Origin of the sequence: Sphingobacterium sp. E70 (genome assembly GCF_019285695.1) — a bacterium.
Classification (GTDB): Bacteria; Bacteroidota; Bacteroidia; order Sphingobacteriales; family Sphingobacteriaceae; genus Sphingobacterium; species Sphingobacterium detergens.
The window spans coordinates 654,995-670,859 of sequence record NZ_CP079104.1; the positions used below are offsets into that span (position 1 = coordinate 654,995).

18 protein-coding genes and 1 pseudogene are annotated in these 15,865 nt (G+C 42.2%); 13 read left to right on the forward strand and 6 right to left on the reverse strand.

The window, feature by feature from the left end; genetic code table 11:
* Window positions 1-17: 17 nt before the first annotated feature.
* From KUH03_RS04800 to KUH03_RS04820, 6 genes are all read right to left on the reverse strand, one after another.
* Window positions 18-575 carry a RagB/SusD family nutrient uptake outer membrane protein gene (locus tag KUH03_RS04800; protein ID WP_257091810.1) on the reverse strand — a complete coding sequence of 186 codons (558 nt, stop codon included), beginning with the start codon at window positions 573-575 and terminating at the stop codon, window positions 18-20.
* The gene (locus KUH03_RS04805) at window positions 508-1,422 is read right to left on the reverse strand and encodes a RagB/SusD family nutrient uptake outer membrane protein (RefSeq protein WP_257091811.1); all 915 of its coding nucleotides are present in this window, start codon (window positions 1,420-1,422) and stop codon (window positions 508-510) included. Before KUH03_RS04805 ends, KUH03_RS04800 begins: the two co-directional genes overlap by 68 nt.
* 139 nt (window positions 1,423-1,561) lie before the next feature.
* Entirely contained in the window at window positions 1,562-3,391 is a 1,830-nt protein-coding gene (locus KUH03_RS04810; protein ID WP_257091812.1) for a SusC/RagA family TonB-linked outer membrane protein, read from the reverse strand.
* The gene (locus KUH03_RS48110; RefSeq protein WP_373564638.1) at window positions 3,388-3,696 is read right to left on the reverse strand and encodes a hypothetical protein; all 309 of its coding nucleotides are present in this window, start codon (window positions 3,694-3,696) and stop codon (window positions 3,388-3,390) included. The genes KUH03_RS04810 and KUH03_RS48110 overlap by 4 nt, the downstream gene beginning before the upstream one ends.
* Window positions 3,697-3,878: 182 nt before the next feature.
* On the reverse strand, window positions 3,879-3,986 hold the full coding sequence (locus KUH03_RS48115) for a hypothetical protein (RefSeq protein ID WP_373564639.1): 108 nt from the start codon (window positions 3,984-3,986) through the stop codon (window positions 3,879-3,881).
* Window positions 3,980-4,660 carry a carboxypeptidase-like regulatory domain-containing protein gene (locus KUH03_RS04820; protein ID WP_257091813.1) on the reverse strand — a complete coding sequence of 227 codons (681 nt, stop codon included), beginning with the start codon at window positions 4,658-4,660 and terminating at the stop codon, window positions 3,980-3,982. The genes KUH03_RS48115 and KUH03_RS04820 overlap by 7 nt, the downstream gene beginning before the upstream one ends.
* A gap of 381 nt (window positions 4,661-5,041) precedes the next feature.
* Here KUH03_RS04820 and KUH03_RS04825 point away from each other — a divergent pair, with 381 nt between their 5' ends.
* The 13 genes and pseudogenes from KUH03_RS04825 (at window position 5,042) to KUH03_RS04890 (ending at window position 15,852) form a co-directional block, all read left to right on the forward strand.
* Entirely contained in the window at window positions 5,042-6,928 is a 1,887-nt protein-coding gene (locus KUH03_RS04825; RefSeq protein ID WP_257091814.1) for a two-component regulator propeller domain-containing protein, read from the forward strand.
* Window positions 6,925-7,572, forward strand: a complete 648-nt coding sequence (locus tag KUH03_RS04830) for a triple tyrosine motif-containing protein (RefSeq protein WP_257091815.1) — start codon at window positions 6,925-6,927, stop codon at window positions 7,570-7,572. Before KUH03_RS04825 ends, KUH03_RS04830 begins: the two co-directional genes overlap by 4 nt.
* Window positions 7,573-7,729: 157 nt before the next feature.
* Window positions 7,730-7,861: a LuxR C-terminal-related transcriptional regulator gene (locus KUH03_RS04835; protein WP_257091816.1), complete on the forward strand. Its 132-nt coding sequence runs from the start codon at window positions 7,730-7,732 to the stop codon at window positions 7,859-7,861.
* 258 nt (window positions 7,862-8,119) lie between these two features.
* Window positions 8,120-8,797 carry a TonB-dependent receptor plug domain-containing protein gene (locus KUH03_RS04840; RefSeq protein WP_257091817.1) on the forward strand — a complete coding sequence of 226 codons (678 nt, stop codon included), beginning with the start codon at window positions 8,120-8,122 and terminating at the stop codon, window positions 8,795-8,797.
* A 2-nt stretch (window positions 8,798-8,799) separates the two neighbouring features.
* Window positions 8,800-8,931: a hypothetical protein gene (locus KUH03_RS04845; protein WP_257091818.1), complete on the forward strand. Its 132-nt coding sequence runs from the start codon at window positions 8,800-8,802 to the stop codon at window positions 8,929-8,931.
* A complete protein-coding gene (locus tag KUH03_RS04850; RefSeq protein ID WP_257091819.1) occupies window positions 8,931-10,205 on the forward strand; it encodes a TonB-dependent receptor in 1,275 nt (424 codons plus the stop codon). The genes KUH03_RS04845 and KUH03_RS04850 overlap by 1 nt, the downstream gene beginning before the upstream one ends.
* A gap of 8 nt (window positions 10,206-10,213) precedes the next feature.
* Entirely contained in the window at window positions 10,214-10,987 is a 774-nt protein-coding gene (locus KUH03_RS04855) for a hypothetical protein (protein WP_257091820.1), read from the forward strand.
* 175 nt (window positions 10,988-11,162) lie between these two features.
* Window positions 11,163-11,495, forward strand: a complete 333-nt coding sequence (locus tag KUH03_RS04860) for a hypothetical protein (protein WP_257091821.1) — start codon at window positions 11,163-11,165, stop codon at window positions 11,493-11,495.
* Window positions 11,419-12,690, forward strand: coding sequence for a RagB/SusD family nutrient uptake outer membrane protein (locus KUH03_RS04865; RefSeq protein WP_257091822.1), 1,272 nt, complete (start codon window positions 11,419-11,421; stop codon window positions 12,688-12,690). Before KUH03_RS04860 ends, KUH03_RS04865 begins: the two co-directional genes overlap by 77 nt.
* Window positions 12,691-13,415: 725 nt before the next feature.
* Window positions 13,416-14,107 (forward strand): annotated as a pseudogene (locus tag KUH03_RS04875) (glucoamylase family protein).
* Window positions 14,108-14,110: 3 nt separating this feature from the next.
* Complete coding sequence (locus tag KUH03_RS04880; protein ID WP_257091825.1) at window positions 14,111-14,755, forward strand: family 43 glycosylhydrolase; 645 nt, start codon at window positions 14,111-14,113, stop codon at window positions 14,753-14,755.
* 228 nt (window positions 14,756-14,983) lie between these two features.
* Window positions 14,984-15,340 carry a hypothetical protein gene (locus KUH03_RS04885; protein WP_257091826.1) on the forward strand — a complete coding sequence of 119 codons (357 nt, stop codon included), beginning with the start codon at window positions 14,984-14,986 and terminating at the stop codon, window positions 15,338-15,340.
* On the forward strand, window positions 15,316-15,852 hold the full coding sequence (locus KUH03_RS04890) for a discoidin domain-containing protein (protein WP_257096694.1): 537 nt from the start codon (window positions 15,316-15,318) through the stop codon (window positions 15,850-15,852). The genes KUH03_RS04885 and KUH03_RS04890 overlap by 25 nt, the downstream gene beginning before the upstream one ends.
* Window positions 15,853-15,865 lie beyond the last annotated feature (13 nt).

The window sequence follows — 15,865 nt, forward strand, 5'->3', positions numbered from 1 at the left end:
CAGTGCGTGAAAATCTTTTACTTTTGGTTGGCTTTCATAGGCTCCTGCTTAGTAAAAGCATCCACTACTTGTCCCCAACGTTTGATATCGTACCATCTTTTCCATTCAAAAGCTAATTCAACACGACGTTCTTCCTGTACAGCTTTTCGAAAGTCTGTCTGCGACATACCCGTTGCCAGGTCAGCAGGATAATTCTGTAGGCCCTGTGGCGTATACCTTGCTCTAGCCCGAACAGCATTTATATAGCTATATGCCTTTTGCGTTGGCCCGCCTTTACTTTCATTTAATGCCTCAGCTGCCATTAAAAGAACTTCAGCATAGCGAAAGATAACATGTTTGATATCGGAGTCAGAACCATCCGCTCCAGCATTAGTGCCCGGATGCAAACACCATTTTGCGGTATGTATACGAGGCCATTTCCACTTCTGATAGGGTGTCATCACTCCTTTTACCGGTGTTTCGGTCAGAAAGCTAATTTTCTTTCTGTAATCTTGATCAGAAAAGCTATCATATACACCATTTGATGGTACAATAACGCTCCATCCCAACATATCGGCGTCCCGCACACCGGTCATCGGCGCTGTATAATCTTGGTTGGATGCATTTTCTCCGGTAATTCCCCAGAAAATCAACTACCCAAACATGCTCGGTCTGAAAACCAAGATCAGCATCCCATAGGCTATTATAATCTTTGACCAGAGCATACTGGTATTTGTTTGCATCATTAATTACAGCCTCAGCCATCTTAGCGGCATCATCCCATTTTTTCAAGACCATATAGACCGAAGCTAACAAAGTCTGGGCGGCGCCTTTGGATGGTCTTGCTTTGTTGTTATTGGCATAGGTATCTGGCAAATTCACTATCGCATATTCACAATCTGCGATGATATTGTCATAAACCTTTGCTGCTGGAGTTTTGCTGATAGCAATTACCTTGCTTGGATCACTGACAAATTCCCCAATATAGGGAATGTCCCCAAATAGTTGAACCAAGTGATAGTAATATAGCGCACGAAGTAACCTCGCTTCGGCAATGAGGGCGGATTTTTTAGCCTCATTCATTGTGACGGCTGGAATACCATCTATTGCGGCGTTTGCAGCGCCGATACCCAGATAAGCTGTTTTCCATACCGCGAGCAGATCCTGATTACTTGCATCATGTGTAAAACTGTTCAACTGAATCCGACTTGATTGCGTACCAATATCCGCAATATCAATGTCGTCACCCAACAATTGCAGTACCATGGTCAATCGCCGTCCATAAAAATCTGCATTGGCTAACAGCCCGTAAATCCCCATCACGGAAGCTTCTGCATCCGCTTCCGTCTTAAAATATTGTTTAGGATCCAAAATACTTACCGGTTCCTCGTTCAGTTTGGTACAGGAAAACAAGCTGGTAAAACACAGCGTCGTAAGTATCATACGATATATCGTTATCTTTTTCATGAGCATGAATTATTAACAGGTGCCTATTTCGAGCATCAGCTGAAAATTGCTGCACCCAGATTATTTATTTTTCATTTAACTACCATCAATAGTACTTAGATGGTTCTTAGTAATGTCAAAACCTTATATTTAAGCCAAGGGTGTACGATTTAATATTGGGGTAGCCCATGTAATCTAATCCGACATTTCGGTTAGAATCCTGATAGCTTACTTCAGGATCAAAACCCGTGTAGTTGGTCCATGTCCATATATTTTGTGCACTGACATATATTCTTAAATATTTTAAATGAATTTTCTCGAGTGACTTTTCTGAAAAATTATAGCCAAGAGCAAGATTCTTTAACCGGAGGTAAGAGCCATCTTCTACCCAGCGCGAGGAAACTTCGGGATTGTTGGTTGAGCTTGCCCTTGGTACGTCAGTATTGGTATTTTCGGGCGTCCAGCGTCGTAGTGCATCCTTTGTCGCATTTCCTTTTCCGGCCATCCAATCGAGTTCCATTCGTGTGATGTTCAACATATCATTGCCATAACTTCCTTGCATAAAAATATTCAGATCAAAATTCTTATACTTAAAATCATTGTTAAAACCGAAGGTGAAATCAGGATTTGGATTGCCTATAATCGTACGGTCGTCGGCATTGACAACACCATTTGCACCGGCGATCAATTGATTATTTTTATCGCGCCCAAATAAATCCTTATAGCGAATATCTCCAGGTTTCTTATTTGGTTGTGCGCTAAAATCATCGCCCTGCTGATAAATTCCATCTGTCACCCATCCAAAAAATGCGCCGAGTACCTCTCCTTCACGTAGCAGCTGCGAATCCGTTGAAAGCATGTGACCAGGGATCGTATTATATCGAATCTCGCCTCCAGGAAGCTGCAAAATCTTGTTGCGATTGAAACTGATGTTAAAATCTGTTTTCCATCCAAAGGCGCCGTTGAGATTGGTTGTCTGCAAACCAAATTCCCAACCTTTGTTTTGTACACTTCCCACATTTTGGAGCGCCGTAGTAAAACCTGAATAGAGCGGCAGTGGCACCTGATACAAGAGATTGATCGTTTTTTTGTAATAATAGTCTACTGATAGGTTGATTCGGCTCTTTAGAATACCGATATCCAATCCGGCGTCTGTCTGTTTGGTCGTTTCCCAAGTCAGATTCGGATTGGCAACATTGGTCGGCCGCACTGCATTAACTGGACTTCCGCCCATTGTTGTCAAGGTTGGTGAAAATCTGGCCAAGGATTGGTATGAACCAATTTCCGAGTTTCCGGTTTCGCCATAACTTGTTCGCAATTTTAAATTGCTCAGCCAGTCAATTGATTTCATAAACGGCTCTTGACTCAGATTCCAGGCAAGTGCGCCAGAAGGAAAGAAAGCCCATTTGTTGTTGTCACCAAACTTCGAGGAACCATCGTACCTCCCTGTAGCAGTAATAAAGTAACGATTTTTGTAATTGTAGTTTAAACGTCCATAAAATGAAGACATTACCCAATCTTCGAGATTCGAAGATGCATTTTGATAATTGGAACCAGCACCTAGATTCCAATAGCTAAAGCTGTCTGAAATGAAATTTCGATTATTGGCTTGCCAGGTTTCATTTCTAGAACTCTGATAGGAATAACCAGCCATCGCATTCAGATTATGGTCTTCGTGAACGGTTTGCGTATAGGTCAGGAAGTTTTCATTAATAAAATTGGTATTTTTATGTGCCGCGATCGATCCAACTCCACCGAAATTTCTTCCTTCGACAAGTTCTTTTGAGACATAATTACCTGTACGTTGATTGCTGACCTGTACACCAAAGGTGCTGCGAAAGGTTAGATTTTCTAAAATCCCCAACTCCACAAATCCATTTCCCTGAAACAGATCTGCAATCACTTCGTTTTTCCTTTCCATAGCAGCAGCCACCGGATTGTCATGCGGGTCACCGAACTGCTTCAAGGTGTATTTTCCTTCCTCATCGTAAACTCCTGTGTAGGTTCAAACCGCAAGGCTGCGGAGATCACCCCTGCACCCGTCGTTCCGCTACTTCCTTCCTGTGTCCTCACACCGTTTAATTTATTGCGATTAAACAGCAGTCTCGTTCCGATTTTGATGCGATCAGAGACCTTCATCTCTAAATTTGAAGTCCCGGAAAGTCTTCTAAAATCCGAATTGATCACAGTTCCCTTTTGTCCAAAATGACTGACGGAAGTATAATATCTAATATTGTCACTGCCTCCCGACACGGAGACCTGATTATTCAACTGGTTTCCATTTCTAAAAATAAGATCCTGCCAGTCGGTTCCTTCACCTAGAGATCCCGGATCTTTAAATGGTAGATTATTATTCCCAGCATTCTTATAGGTATCGTTAATATAAGAGGCAAATTCCGACGCATTTAATAGCGAAAGGCGCTTCCCTACTTTCTGTGAAGCAAAGGAATTATTTAATTCAATAACAGGTTTGCCCGAACGTCCTTTTTTGTTGTAATCATGATCACTCCATTGGCACCTCGGGAACCATAAATAGCTGTTGCAGAAGCATCTTTTAACACTTCGATAGATTCGACATCTTCGGGAGCGGGGCCGAACTACCAGGAAAGCCATCAACCACATACAATGGATCACTACTCGCATTGATGGAACTACCGCCCCTAATCCGTACGCGCGGAGCTTTACCGGGTTCTCCATTCGTGCTGGTGACTGAGACCCCAGCAGCCCTTCCCTGTAAAGCTTGTGCAGTACCGGCCAATGGGAAAGCATTGATTTGATTTGCGTTAATGGAAGATACAGAACCTGTTAAATCGCTTTTTCGCTGTGTTCCATACCCCACCACGACAACCTCATCCATAACAGACTCGTTCGACTCTAAAGTAAGCTGTATAGTCTTTTGATTTGTAGCAAGTTTAATTTCCTGCTTAGCGTAACCTACGGACGAAAAAGTTAATGTTGCTTGCGCAGGTACCTTTAGCATAAACTCACCTTTTTCGTTGGTCTGAGTACTCCGGCCAGGAACTCCCTTTACGCTAATAGAAACTCCTTGCAAAGGCGAATTGTCTCTATTGACAACCTTACCTCTGATTTCTGATTCTTCTTGATTAATGCGATGATAAATGCCGCTACCTTCGACCCTAGTTGCTCCCATTGATAAGCCCGGGGACAAAAATATGGCCATGGAAGCATAGGGAATAAGCGCACAGGGCCCTCTTCTGAAAAGCTTTGATTTCATAATTTTACTGTTTAGTGTTTTTGGGTTTACGTTTTAAATTGGATTCACTCCTTGAGCAATTCGTTTGAATCCAAATCTAATTTCTAAAGATTTGTTCAAGTCATAATCATGTTTTATTTGGTTATTTGTTTCCAAGGTAATTAAAAAACGAGTAGACTTTACTGAATCGGACTATTAAAAATGCGAAAACGATTTCGACTTTTTAGTCAAAAAAATAAGCTTGAATGCCTATAATGACATTCATCTGCTGTAAGTATTCTGCCATTTGCGATAAAATCTATATATTGCTTTTCAAAATCAATTTAAAGTGAGGGATTCGATGATATCAAAAAAATATAGCGTTGCCTATATCTTTTGGTTTTGCGCTTTTTTATACTGAATATGAATACTGGCTATGGCCAGACAATCATACCTACAGGCACACCTTTTGTAAAGCAGTACAAGAAAAGCCAATACAAGGCTGGAAACCAAAATTGGTCTTTGGCTATTGATCACGAAGGGCGAATCTATAGTGCCAATACAGAGGGCTTATTGCGGTTTGATGGACAATACTGGCGCATATACCCACTCCCCAACCACTCGACTGTCCGCAGTGTAGCTGTTGATAAAGCTGGAAGAGTGTACACCGGTGGACGAGGGGAATTTGGCTATTGGACATCAAAGGCATTTGGGGACATGAGCTATCATAGCCTTTCCAAGCTGGTCAAAGACAAGACTTATTTTCCAAACGAAGAAATATGGAAAATTATCGTTGAGGATCATCGTGTATTTTTTCATACTTTCTCCAAGGCCTATATATGGGAGAATAATACAATAAGACCACTTACGGCTAAAGGTGAACCCTTTTTATTTCCGCATCAACTCAACGATCAACTTTTTTTTGAACAGCTCCCGAGTGGTCTTCATGAATTCAAAGCGGACAAATTGGTCCCTGTACCAGGTAAAGATATCCTAAAAGATAAAAATGTACTGGCAATATTACCATTTGATAAAAATAATTCTCTTATCGCAACCGCCCATCATGGGCTCTATCTTATGGATTCCAGCGGAAATATTAGGCCTTGGTCAATTCCCGCTAATCCAATACTACGTCAATCCCAAATCAATAATGGAATTTATTTATTCGGAGGGCAGTACGCGTTTGGAACCATTCAAAATGGTGTAATTATTATCAATAAAAATGGAGAAGTAGCTCAACATATCAATAAAAATAACGGACTACAGAACAATACTGTACTCAGCATCGCAAAAGATAAACAACAGAATATCTGGGTAGGGCTGGACAATGGGATTGACCGAATTGAAATCAACTCTTCTTTGTCTTTTTATACTGATTTTGTAGGCAAAATCGGTACGGTATATACATCAATCATCTATCAGGGGAAAATTTACTTAGGGACAAATAAGGGCTTATTTGTCAGTGAATGGAAGGGACTAAACAATTACAATTCCTTAGATTTCGTTCAGGTTCCCAATTCAAATGGTCAGGTCTGGACATTGGCCATATTTGGTACCGAACTGATCTGCGGTCATAACGAAGGAACCTTTAAACTGGTGGACGGTAAATTGGAAAAGATTTCCAAAATTACGGGCGGTTGGATATTCAAACCTATATTCGGTACAAAGAATATTCTTCAGGGAAATTATACAGGTCTATCAAAGTTCATATTAGATGATATGCAGCTTCGATTTGCGCAGCAATTTTCCTCGATCAAGGAACCCGTTCGATTCCTCGCCCAAAAAGACAATCATTCATTCTGGATTGGAGATTGGGGACAAGTACAGCTGATTGATCTTGACCCAAACTTTCAACAAGCACAAATTCAATTTACCTCAAAGCAAGATAGTCTTGCTTCCAAAAGAAGATTTACGGGCATTTACACATTAGAAAACAATCTTGTTTTTGCTACTGACAGTGGATTCATGCAGTTTGATAATATCGTCAAACGCTTTAGTTATGCAAGCGAATTAAATAATGCGTTAGGAAGTTATAAAAATTCAAATAAGGTCATCCCGATCAATACCAACAGCTATTGGTTTATCCAGAAAACAAAAATCGCCAAGGTAGATTTTGATAGCAAAGGAAAGCTTAAAATAGATTCCAATCTGCTCAGCCCTTTGCAAGATCGTATGATGAGTAATTATGAAAACATCCTACCGATCGAAAATCATTATTATCTCATCGGATTAGATGACGGTTTTGCCATTTATCGGAATTCAGGTCAAGATCATAAATACGTATTGCCCCGCCCCAGATTGCACAATTGACCAATCTCACAACCGGAGAAACAATCATACCAAATGGAGATCTTAAGTTGACTTCATCTGAGAATAACCTCAGGGTGAGTTTCTCAAGCCCCTATTACTCTTCTTCTCCCTTACAATATCAGTATTACTTAGAAGGTTATTCAGATAAATGGTCGGACTGGAGTGAAACAGCTTATCAAGATTTCACAAACCTACCATATGGACATTTTGAAATTAAGATAAGAGCTAGAACCAATACCGGCTTGACTTCGGAAATACAGACAATATCTTTTACAATTACATATCCCTGGTACCTATCATGGTGGGCAAAAATCTGCTATATTTTAATGGTTACGGGATTGATTTATCTTATATATAATTTCAATCTTCAACGAGAAAGAAAGAGACAGTTTCAAGCGAAGCGAAAATGGCTGGAAGAAAAGAAAGTTGCATTGGAAAGAGATGCCGAACAACAGGAGAAGGAATGGATTAAATTAAAGAACCAACAGTTGGAAGCTCAGCTCAGCCTAAAGAACAAGGAGCTGGCCAATGCTGCACTCAATATCGTTTATAAAAATGAAATGTTGAATAATCTACATGATGAACTCAAACAGCTCAAAGATGCAGAAGGAAACAAGCTCAGTTCCGACGAATTGAAAAAATAAATAAGCTAATTGAAGACGCGCATAACGACGATCGTGACTGGCATATTTTTGAGAAAAGTTTTAATGAATCACATGAGAATTTCTTTAAAAATTAAAGCAGGAGTTTCCGGATCTTGTTCCCAATGATTTAAAACTATGTGCTTATTTACGGCTCAATATGTCCAGTAAAGAGATTGCTTCACTACTCAACATCAGTACGCGAGGTGTAGAGATCAGACGTTACCGTTTGCGCAAAAAACTGGGTATACCAACTGACAAAAACCTGTCCGAATTTCTATTGGAACGTTAAAATTCCGCTACATAGACTACATCATTACCACACAGGCGCTTTAGTGTAAAAACAACACTAAAGCGCTCTTTTTTTTTACATAAAAATAAACTTAAACACCTCATTAAAAATATTTTACCAAACAACACAAGCTATACTGAGAAAGAACAAATTCAGTGTAGTAGTGATGTGAAAATGTTAAATTTTGGCAAACTTGTACTACATCAACATATTTGCTCAGGGAATAACCAATGAATTTTTAAACAAATACCAAAACTTATGAGGAATTTATCCGCATTATTTTTGACATCCATGGTCATATCAGTTGCCTATGGACAAACCTCTATACAAGGGGTAGTCAAAGATGGATCCAGCATGATATCCATGCCCGGGGTCACCATTAGTATCAAGGGGAAAGCAGCATCTACCAAAACCGACGCAACGGGTAAATTTCAAATCAACGCCTCTCCTACCGATTCCTTAGTTTTCAATTTTCTAGGCTACCGCACCCAAACGGTATACATCGGAAACCAAACGCAACTTAATGTTTTTCTGGAAAACGAAAATAAAGCCTTGGAAGAGGTTGTGGTCATTGGATATGGTACTGCAAACAAAAATGATCTTACCGCTCCCGTCTCAAATGTTAACATTGAAAACCTGACCAAGCGAACAACGTCTAATCCCATGCAGGCTTTACAGGGAAGCGTATCCGGTGTGCAAGTGATCACCAGCGGTGCACCTGGAAGTAGCCCAACAGTGCGAATACGAGGTGTAGGCTCTCTAAACAATGAAAATCCATTATACGTGGTTGATGGCATGTTTTTGGACAACATTGACTTCCTGAACTCCAATGATATTGAAAACATGTCGATTCTGAAAGATGCTTCAGGCGCAGCAATTTATGGTGTCCGGGCTGCTAATGGTGTCGTTATCATTACCACAAAAAGGGTAAGATGAACATGAAGACGCGTGTAAACTATGAGGGTTATATTGGATTCCAGCGTCCCGTAAATATGCTCAAGATGGCAAACGGATCGCAATATGCCGCTATGCAGCTTGCCAAAGGCATAAAGGCAGATTCCTATACGTAGTGAATTCTGTAACAAAATTTGGAGGTACAGGATTTTCTCCAAATACCAGCACCGATTGGTATGGCGAATTGTTGAAAAACAATGCTCCGATGCAAAGTCATTCGCTCGACATTATGGGCGGCACCGAAAAAATAAATTATTCTTTTGGAGCGAATTTGCTCGACCAGGAAGGTATTATGAGCGCTAAAAATGAATACAAAAGATATAACTTACGCTTTCAGATGGAAGCAAAGGCATTTGATTGGTTGAAACTGGGGTTCACAGCGCACTTGAGCAACTCCATCCTATTTTCCCCCAATAATGGTGCTTTTATGCTGGCCTATTATGCTTCGCCGCTGTACCCCGTTTATGACAGCAATAACACATTGGCCACAGACGGATTTGCATCATCAACCAGTATTGGTTACAACAATGGTGTTTTTAACAATCCTGTGGCAGCGGCTCATTACAATTATGATAGGACCAAAGCTTTTCAGCTTTTACCATCTTTCTATGCTGACCTAAATATCTGGAAAGACAAAATTACATTCAGAACCCAGTTCAGCCAAAAATTAGGTTCCAACCATAACTACAATTACAGACCTCAGTATTATGTAGACAATACACAGCGTTCGCAATTATCAAACTTAAAATCCGTTCAGGACAGATACACAAACTATATCTGGGACAACCTGTTAACGTATAAAGACAATGCAGGGGATCACAACTGGAGCCTGTTACTTGGACAATCGGTACGCGAAGACCGTTGGCGTAAGACGGAAGTATCCGCTGACGATATTCCTAAAAACGAAGAAAGCTGGTACGTAAATTTGGGTACACGATCAATTACAGGTTACAGCGAGGACGGAACACGCAATGCCGGTCTTTCTTATTTTGCGAGAGGTACATACGATTACAAAAAAACATACCTGCTCACGGCTACCTTCCGTGCCGACGGTAGCTCTAAATACCAAACACGTTGGGGCTATTTTCCTTCAGTAGGTTTGGGTTGGGTATTGACCAATGAGAACTTCTTAAAGGATCAGAACGTGCTGAACCACTTAAAACTGAGAGGTAGCTGGGGTAAACTAGGTAATGACGGTATCAATGCAAATGCGGGTTATGCCATATTGAATACCGGCAACGACTTCTCTGGTATTTTTGGAAGTATAAACAGCGCTAACGGTGCTTTTGTACCCGGGTATACCATCGAGTCACAGTTTAGCCGCATAGGTTGGGAAGTCGTGGAAGAATGGGATTTTGGATTGATTTTACACTTGCTAATCAAAAGTTAAAAGGATCTGTGGACTACTATCACCGCCTTACAACGGGACTCGCCTTCGATCGAACCCGTGCGCTTCGCGGTGGGACCATTTACGGTAACTTTGGCGACGTTGCCAACAGCGGGTTTGAGTTTAATTTAAACTGGGCTGACCGTGTGGGCGAATTTGGATACCATATCGGTGGTAACTTAACGACCTTGAAAAATGAAGTGAAAGACTTAGGCGGTATCGCTTATCTGACCGGAGGACAGTCAGAATTCCCCACCCGGTCACAGGTAGGAAGCCCCTTAAACTATTTCTACGGCTACCAAATTGCAGGTATTTATCAAAACCAGACACAGATAGATGCCGATCCTATCGGAAAAGCCAACAATGCTAAGCCGGGCTACTTTATCTACAACGACCGCAACGGCGATGGAATATTAGATGAAAAGGACCGCACAAATTTAGGCAGCTATTTACCCAATATTACCTATGGTTTTAATGTGGGTTTCGACTACAAAAATTTTGACCTCAGTATCGCGTTTCAGGGACAAGCGGGCAATAAAATTTTAAACCAGAACAGGGCACAGCGTTCCAAATTTTCTATGATGAATGGTGATGCTGAGTTTGTAACAAATCTTTGGAACGGGGAAGGTTCTACCAACCTCTACCCTTCTGCTTATGCAACCACCCAAAATTACAATTTCGCGGCAAGTTCATTCTGGGTTGAAAGCGGTTCATATTTCCGTATTCAAAACATACAGCTTGGTTATAATTTTCAAATCAGCAAAGGTGAGAAAAAACCGGTTTAAGAATTTTCGCTACAGCAGATAGACCGGCCATATTTACTAAATATAGCGGCTTTACACCAGAGGTTACCGGTGACGGAATCTCTGCAAGAGGCTACGACCTGAATGTCTATCCTGTTTCCGCGACATATAGCTTAGGAGTTCGCGTATCTTATTAATTGTCTTAACACAGAATATCATGAAAAAATATATAAATATCGCATTATTTTCATCTTTGATACTGCTTGGAAGTTGCTCTAAAGACTTCCTAGACAGGCCAAAGGAAAATACAAAACCTGCTCAAACGATCGACTACAAAGATCTTTCGTTGATGTATCAGCCTGTTTCAGGCGTTTACAGAACCGCAGCCAAAGCAGCGCCGGGTTTTGTCCATTGGGTAGATCTCGGTATTCGTGGCGTGCGCGGAGACGATTTGAACAAAGGGAGTTCACCAAGTGATCAGTCTGCGCTTACCGATATTAAGAACTTCAAGAATTCAGGGTATCAGTTCAATCTTTTGGGGTCTCAATAATTGCTGGACAGATTATTATGGTATCATATTCTATTGTAATGAAGCGCTCATAGAACTTGATAAATTTGCAGCTAATATTCCTGCTGGCGATGGAGCAAATCTTACTTTAAATCAACGTTATAAAGCGGAAGTCCGATTTATGAGGGCTTTTGCACATCTCATTGTATCGCGTGTATTTGGGGCAGTACCTATTTTGACAGACAATCCGGTCATCAATGAAATAGGTAAAAGTAGTGTGGACGATATACGCAAATTCATTATCGCCGAAATGGACCAAACGTACAATGACCTGGAAGATAAAGCTCCCCGGGAAGCGCAACATGTCGGAAGCATTACCAAACATACTGCCCTCCTCCTTAAAGCCAAAGCAGCGAGCGACTTGGGCAAGAATGACAATGCCAGCCCATATTGGGATATGGTCCTTGATGCAACCAACCAGGTTATAGCCAGCAATAAGTTTACCTTATTCGCCGACTATTATGAGCTATTCAAAAGACCAGGTAAGATGAGCACAGAGACGCTATACGAGATCCAATACAGCGACTTTGGAACTCCCTCCGGTACAGCTGTCAGTCCGGATGCATTTTTTGCATTTCAAGGGCCTTCGGGGCCACAACAAGGTAGTCCCATCAGTGGTTGGGGATTTTTGACTCCATCACAGAAAATCGTAGATTTCTTAACCGCCCGCGGAGATCAGATCCGATTGAAGACGACCATACTCTATGCCGGAGCAACTACCGCAACCTTCGAATCGACTCCAAGTGGAGATAAAATCTATGGTAATAACAATGGTGACCGGTATTTTAACGGCAAAGCCTATATGCCACACAACCAAATGACTGCAGGCCGGACATCCTACGGTTCGGACAATAACGTCCGGGTATTACGGTATGCAGATGTGCTATTGCTAAACGCAGAAGCAAAGATCCGAAAAGGCCAGAATGGCGACGGTCCTTTAAACCTTGTTCGCCAGCGCGTAGGCCTCACTCCTATCCTGGGAGCGACATTGCAAAACGTTCTGGACGAACGTCGTGCCGAATTTGCTTGCGAATGGTGGGGCGAACGTTACAACGATTTAATTCGGACAGGTACTGCAGCAACAGTGCTCAAAGAGTATGGGTTTGTTGCCGGACAAACGGAATACCTGCCTATTCCCCAACTTCAAAAGGACTTGAATCCTAATTTAAATAAGTAAACAACAGCAGCAAGCACCGGCTTTTGGCCGTGCTTGCTTATATCATGCTATGAAAAATAACTTCTTATACTTAGCCCTCTTATGTAGTTTTTGTGCTTGCAGTTCGCCAGGCAAAAATCCACCATTAATGCAGACAAACCCAGCTACGACAACACAAAAAAGACAGTGACTCTCTGCTCACTTTGGTACAACAGCAAACCTTCCAATACTTTTGGGACGGTGCCGAACCCAATTCGGGACTTGCGCGCGAACGCATACATATCGATGGTGTTTATCCCGAAAATGACCGCAATGTCGTTACCATCGGCGGTAGCGGGTTTGGATTGATGGCTATTTTGGTGGGAGTACACAATGCTTTTGTAAGTAAGGAGGAAGGACGGCAGCATATCGAAAAGTCGCTAAATTTTCTGGATACTGTACAACGCTTTCAAGGGGCCTGGTCCCACTGGTACTTTGGCGACACGGGCAAACCAAAAGCATTCAGCAAAAACGACGACGGCGGCGATATTGTCGAAACAGCTTTCATGGCAGAAGCTTTGATCTGTATCCGCGAATATTATAAAAATGGCAACGACGCCGAGAAGAAAGTTGCCTTACAAGCAGACAAACTTTGGAAAGGCATCAACTGGGATTTCTACCGTAACGGCAAAGATGTGTTGTACTGGCATTGGAGCCCAAATCATGGCTGGGGTATGAACCACGCTATACAGGGATTTGATGAATGTATGATCTCCTATATTCTGGCAGCGGCATCCCCTACCTATCCCATTCCTGCATCTGTCTACCACAAAGGCTGGGCGAGAGGCGGTGGTATCCGTTCATCTGCCCAAAAATATGGTATTCCAACAATTGTAAAACACAATGCAAAAGATGGCGAAGTCGGGCCGCTGTTTTGGGCACACTATTCCTTTTAGGGTTAAATCCAACAGGCCTATCTGACCAATATGCCAATTATCTGGACGTGGTTACCAATCACACCAAAATCAATATTGCCTACGCCGATGAAAATCCAAAACGGTTCAAAGGCTACGGAGCAGACAAAGGATGGGGCTGGACAGCCAGCTATTCGACCAATGGCTACAACGCACATCAGCCCGACAACGATCCGACAGGCGTGATATCCCCTACAGCAGCTCTATCCTCTATGCCTTATACCCCTAAAGAAAGCATCGCTTTTATACGCTACCTAAAAGACAGTATCGGCGAAAAGATTTGGGGAAAATATGGGTTTTATGACGCCTATAGTGAAACAGAAAACTGGTTTCCGCAACGCTATTTAGCGATTGACCAGGGGCCTATCGTAGTCATGATACAGAATTATAAGGATGCTCTTATCTGGGATTTATTTATGAATGCTCCCGATGTGCAGCAAGGATTAAAAAAATTGGGTTTCAACAGCAGCTATTTTAAACACTAAAATATGCGCATATTATTTTTAATCATATGGACCACGGTGGGGACAGCGCTTCTGGCTCAAACCAGCAACAATTTCCAGACCTATTGTAATCCCATTAATATCGATTATGGCTACACGCCTATTCCTAATTTTTCGGAATGGGGACGCCACCGTGCTACAGCAGACCCCGTTATCGTCAATTATAAAGATGATTATTACCTATTCAGCACCAACCAATGGGGCTATTGGTGGAGCCCGGATATGAGCAAATGGACATTCCAGCCACGCAAGTTTTTGCGCCCGTGGAACGGCAATGTATACGACGAACTCTGTGCCCCCGCTGTTGGCGTGGTAGGCGACACCCTGCTGGTTTTTGGGAGTACTTATACGGATAAGTTTACGATTTGGATGAGCACAGACCCTAAAAACAATGAATGGAAACCGCTGGTGGATAGCTTTGCAATAGGCGGTTGGGATCCCGATTTCTTTACCGATACCGATGGCCGGTTTTATATGTACAACGGCAGCAGCAACCGTTACCCCTTGTATGGGATCGAACTAGACCGTGGCAGTATGCAGCCCAAGGGCACCCGAAAAGAGCTGCTCCACCTGGAAGACTGGCGCTACGGATGGCAACGCTTTGGGAATATATGGATAACACCTTTTTAGATCCCTTCCTGGAAGGGGCGCATATGACCAAGCATAACAACAAATACTATTTCCAATTTGCCGCCCCGGAACAGAATTTAGCGGTTACGCCGATGGTGTAGCTGTGGGGATTCTCCGCTTGGCCCATTTGTCAAACAGTCAGATCCGCTAAGCTACAAGCCCGGCGGATTTGCCCGTGGAGCCGGACATGGTGCCACCTTTCGCGATAAACATGGCAACTATTGGCATGTGTCTACTATCGTGCTGGGTGTAAAAAACAATTTTGAGCGACGCTTAGGTATCTGGCCAACCTATTTCGACCGTGACGATATCATGTATACGAACACAACTTTTGGCGACTATCCGCATTACCTGCCCGATAGCGACAGCCCGGGACGATTTACGGGTTGGATGCTCCTCAATTACAAAAAGTCGGTTTCAGTTTCCTCGACTTTAGGTGCTTATGCGGCAAATTATGCGGTAGATGAAAACATGAAAACATACTGGAGTGCTTCCTCGGGTAAAAAGGCGAATGGATCAGTACCGACCTGGGTGCTGTTTCCACAGTACATGCTGTACAGATCAATTATGCGGATCAGGACGTAGATAGCACATTTTTGGGAAAAATAGACGACATCTACCATCAATATAAATTACTGGCCTCTATAGACGGCAAAAAATGGGAAATTATTGCAGATAAAAGCGTAAACAAAACAGATGTACCGCACGACTATGTGGAGCTTGCCACGCCCCATAAAGCTCGATACATCAAACTGGAAAACGTCCATATGCCTTCAGGGAAATTTGCCCTTAGTGGATTACGTGTATTCGGAAAGGGTATAGGAAAAGTTCCTGAGCCGATTAAACAGTTTATGGTAATGCGCACCGAAAAAGATAAACGCAGCGCCTGGATCAAGTGGAGTCCAGTAGACAATGCTTATGCATATAACATATATACAGGACTGGCGCCTGATAAACTATATAACTGCATCATGGTGCATGACGCCAACGATTACTATTATAAAGCAATGGATAGCCAAAAGCCGTACTATTTTTCTATAGAAGCAATCAATGAAAACGGCACTTCGGTACGCTTTCCTGTAGTCAAAGTAGACTAAAATAAATATGACT

Bases quoted from the DNA above. Each gene is read 5' to 3' on its own strand.
- KUH03_RS04800 (WP_257091810.1), bottom strand. From the start codon at position 575: ATGACCGGTGTGCGGGACGCCGATATGTTGGGATGGAGCGTTATTGTA.
- KUH03_RS04805 (WP_257091811.1), bottom strand. From the start codon at position 1,422: ATGATACTTACGACGCTGTGTTTTACCAGCTTGTTTTCCTGTACCAAA.
- KUH03_RS04820 (WP_257091813.1), bottom strand. From the start codon at position 4,660: ATGAAATCAAAGCTTTTCAGAAGAGGGCCCTGTGCGCTTATTCCCTAT.
- KUH03_RS04825 (WP_257091814.1), top strand. From the start codon at position 5,042: ATGAATACTGGCTATGGCCAGACAATCATACCTACAGGCACACCTTTT.
- KUH03_RS04835 (WP_257091816.1), top strand. From the start codon at position 7,730: ATGTCCAGTAAAGAGATTGCTTCACTACTCAACATCAGTACGCGAGGT.
- KUH03_RS04840 (WP_257091817.1), top strand. From the start codon at position 8,120: ATGAGGAATTTATCCGCATTATTTTTGACATCCATGGTCATATCAGTT.
- KUH03_RS04845 (WP_257091818.1), top strand. From the start codon at position 8,800: ATGAAGACGCGTGTAAACTATGAGGGTTATATTGGATTCCAGCGTCCC.
- KUH03_RS04860 (WP_257091821.1), top strand. From the start codon at position 11,163: ATGAAAAAATATATAAATATCGCATTATTTTCATCTTTGATACTGCTT.
- KUH03_RS04880 (WP_257091825.1), top strand. From the start codon at position 14,111: ATGCGCATATTATTTTTAATCATATGGACCACGGTGGGGACAGCGCTT.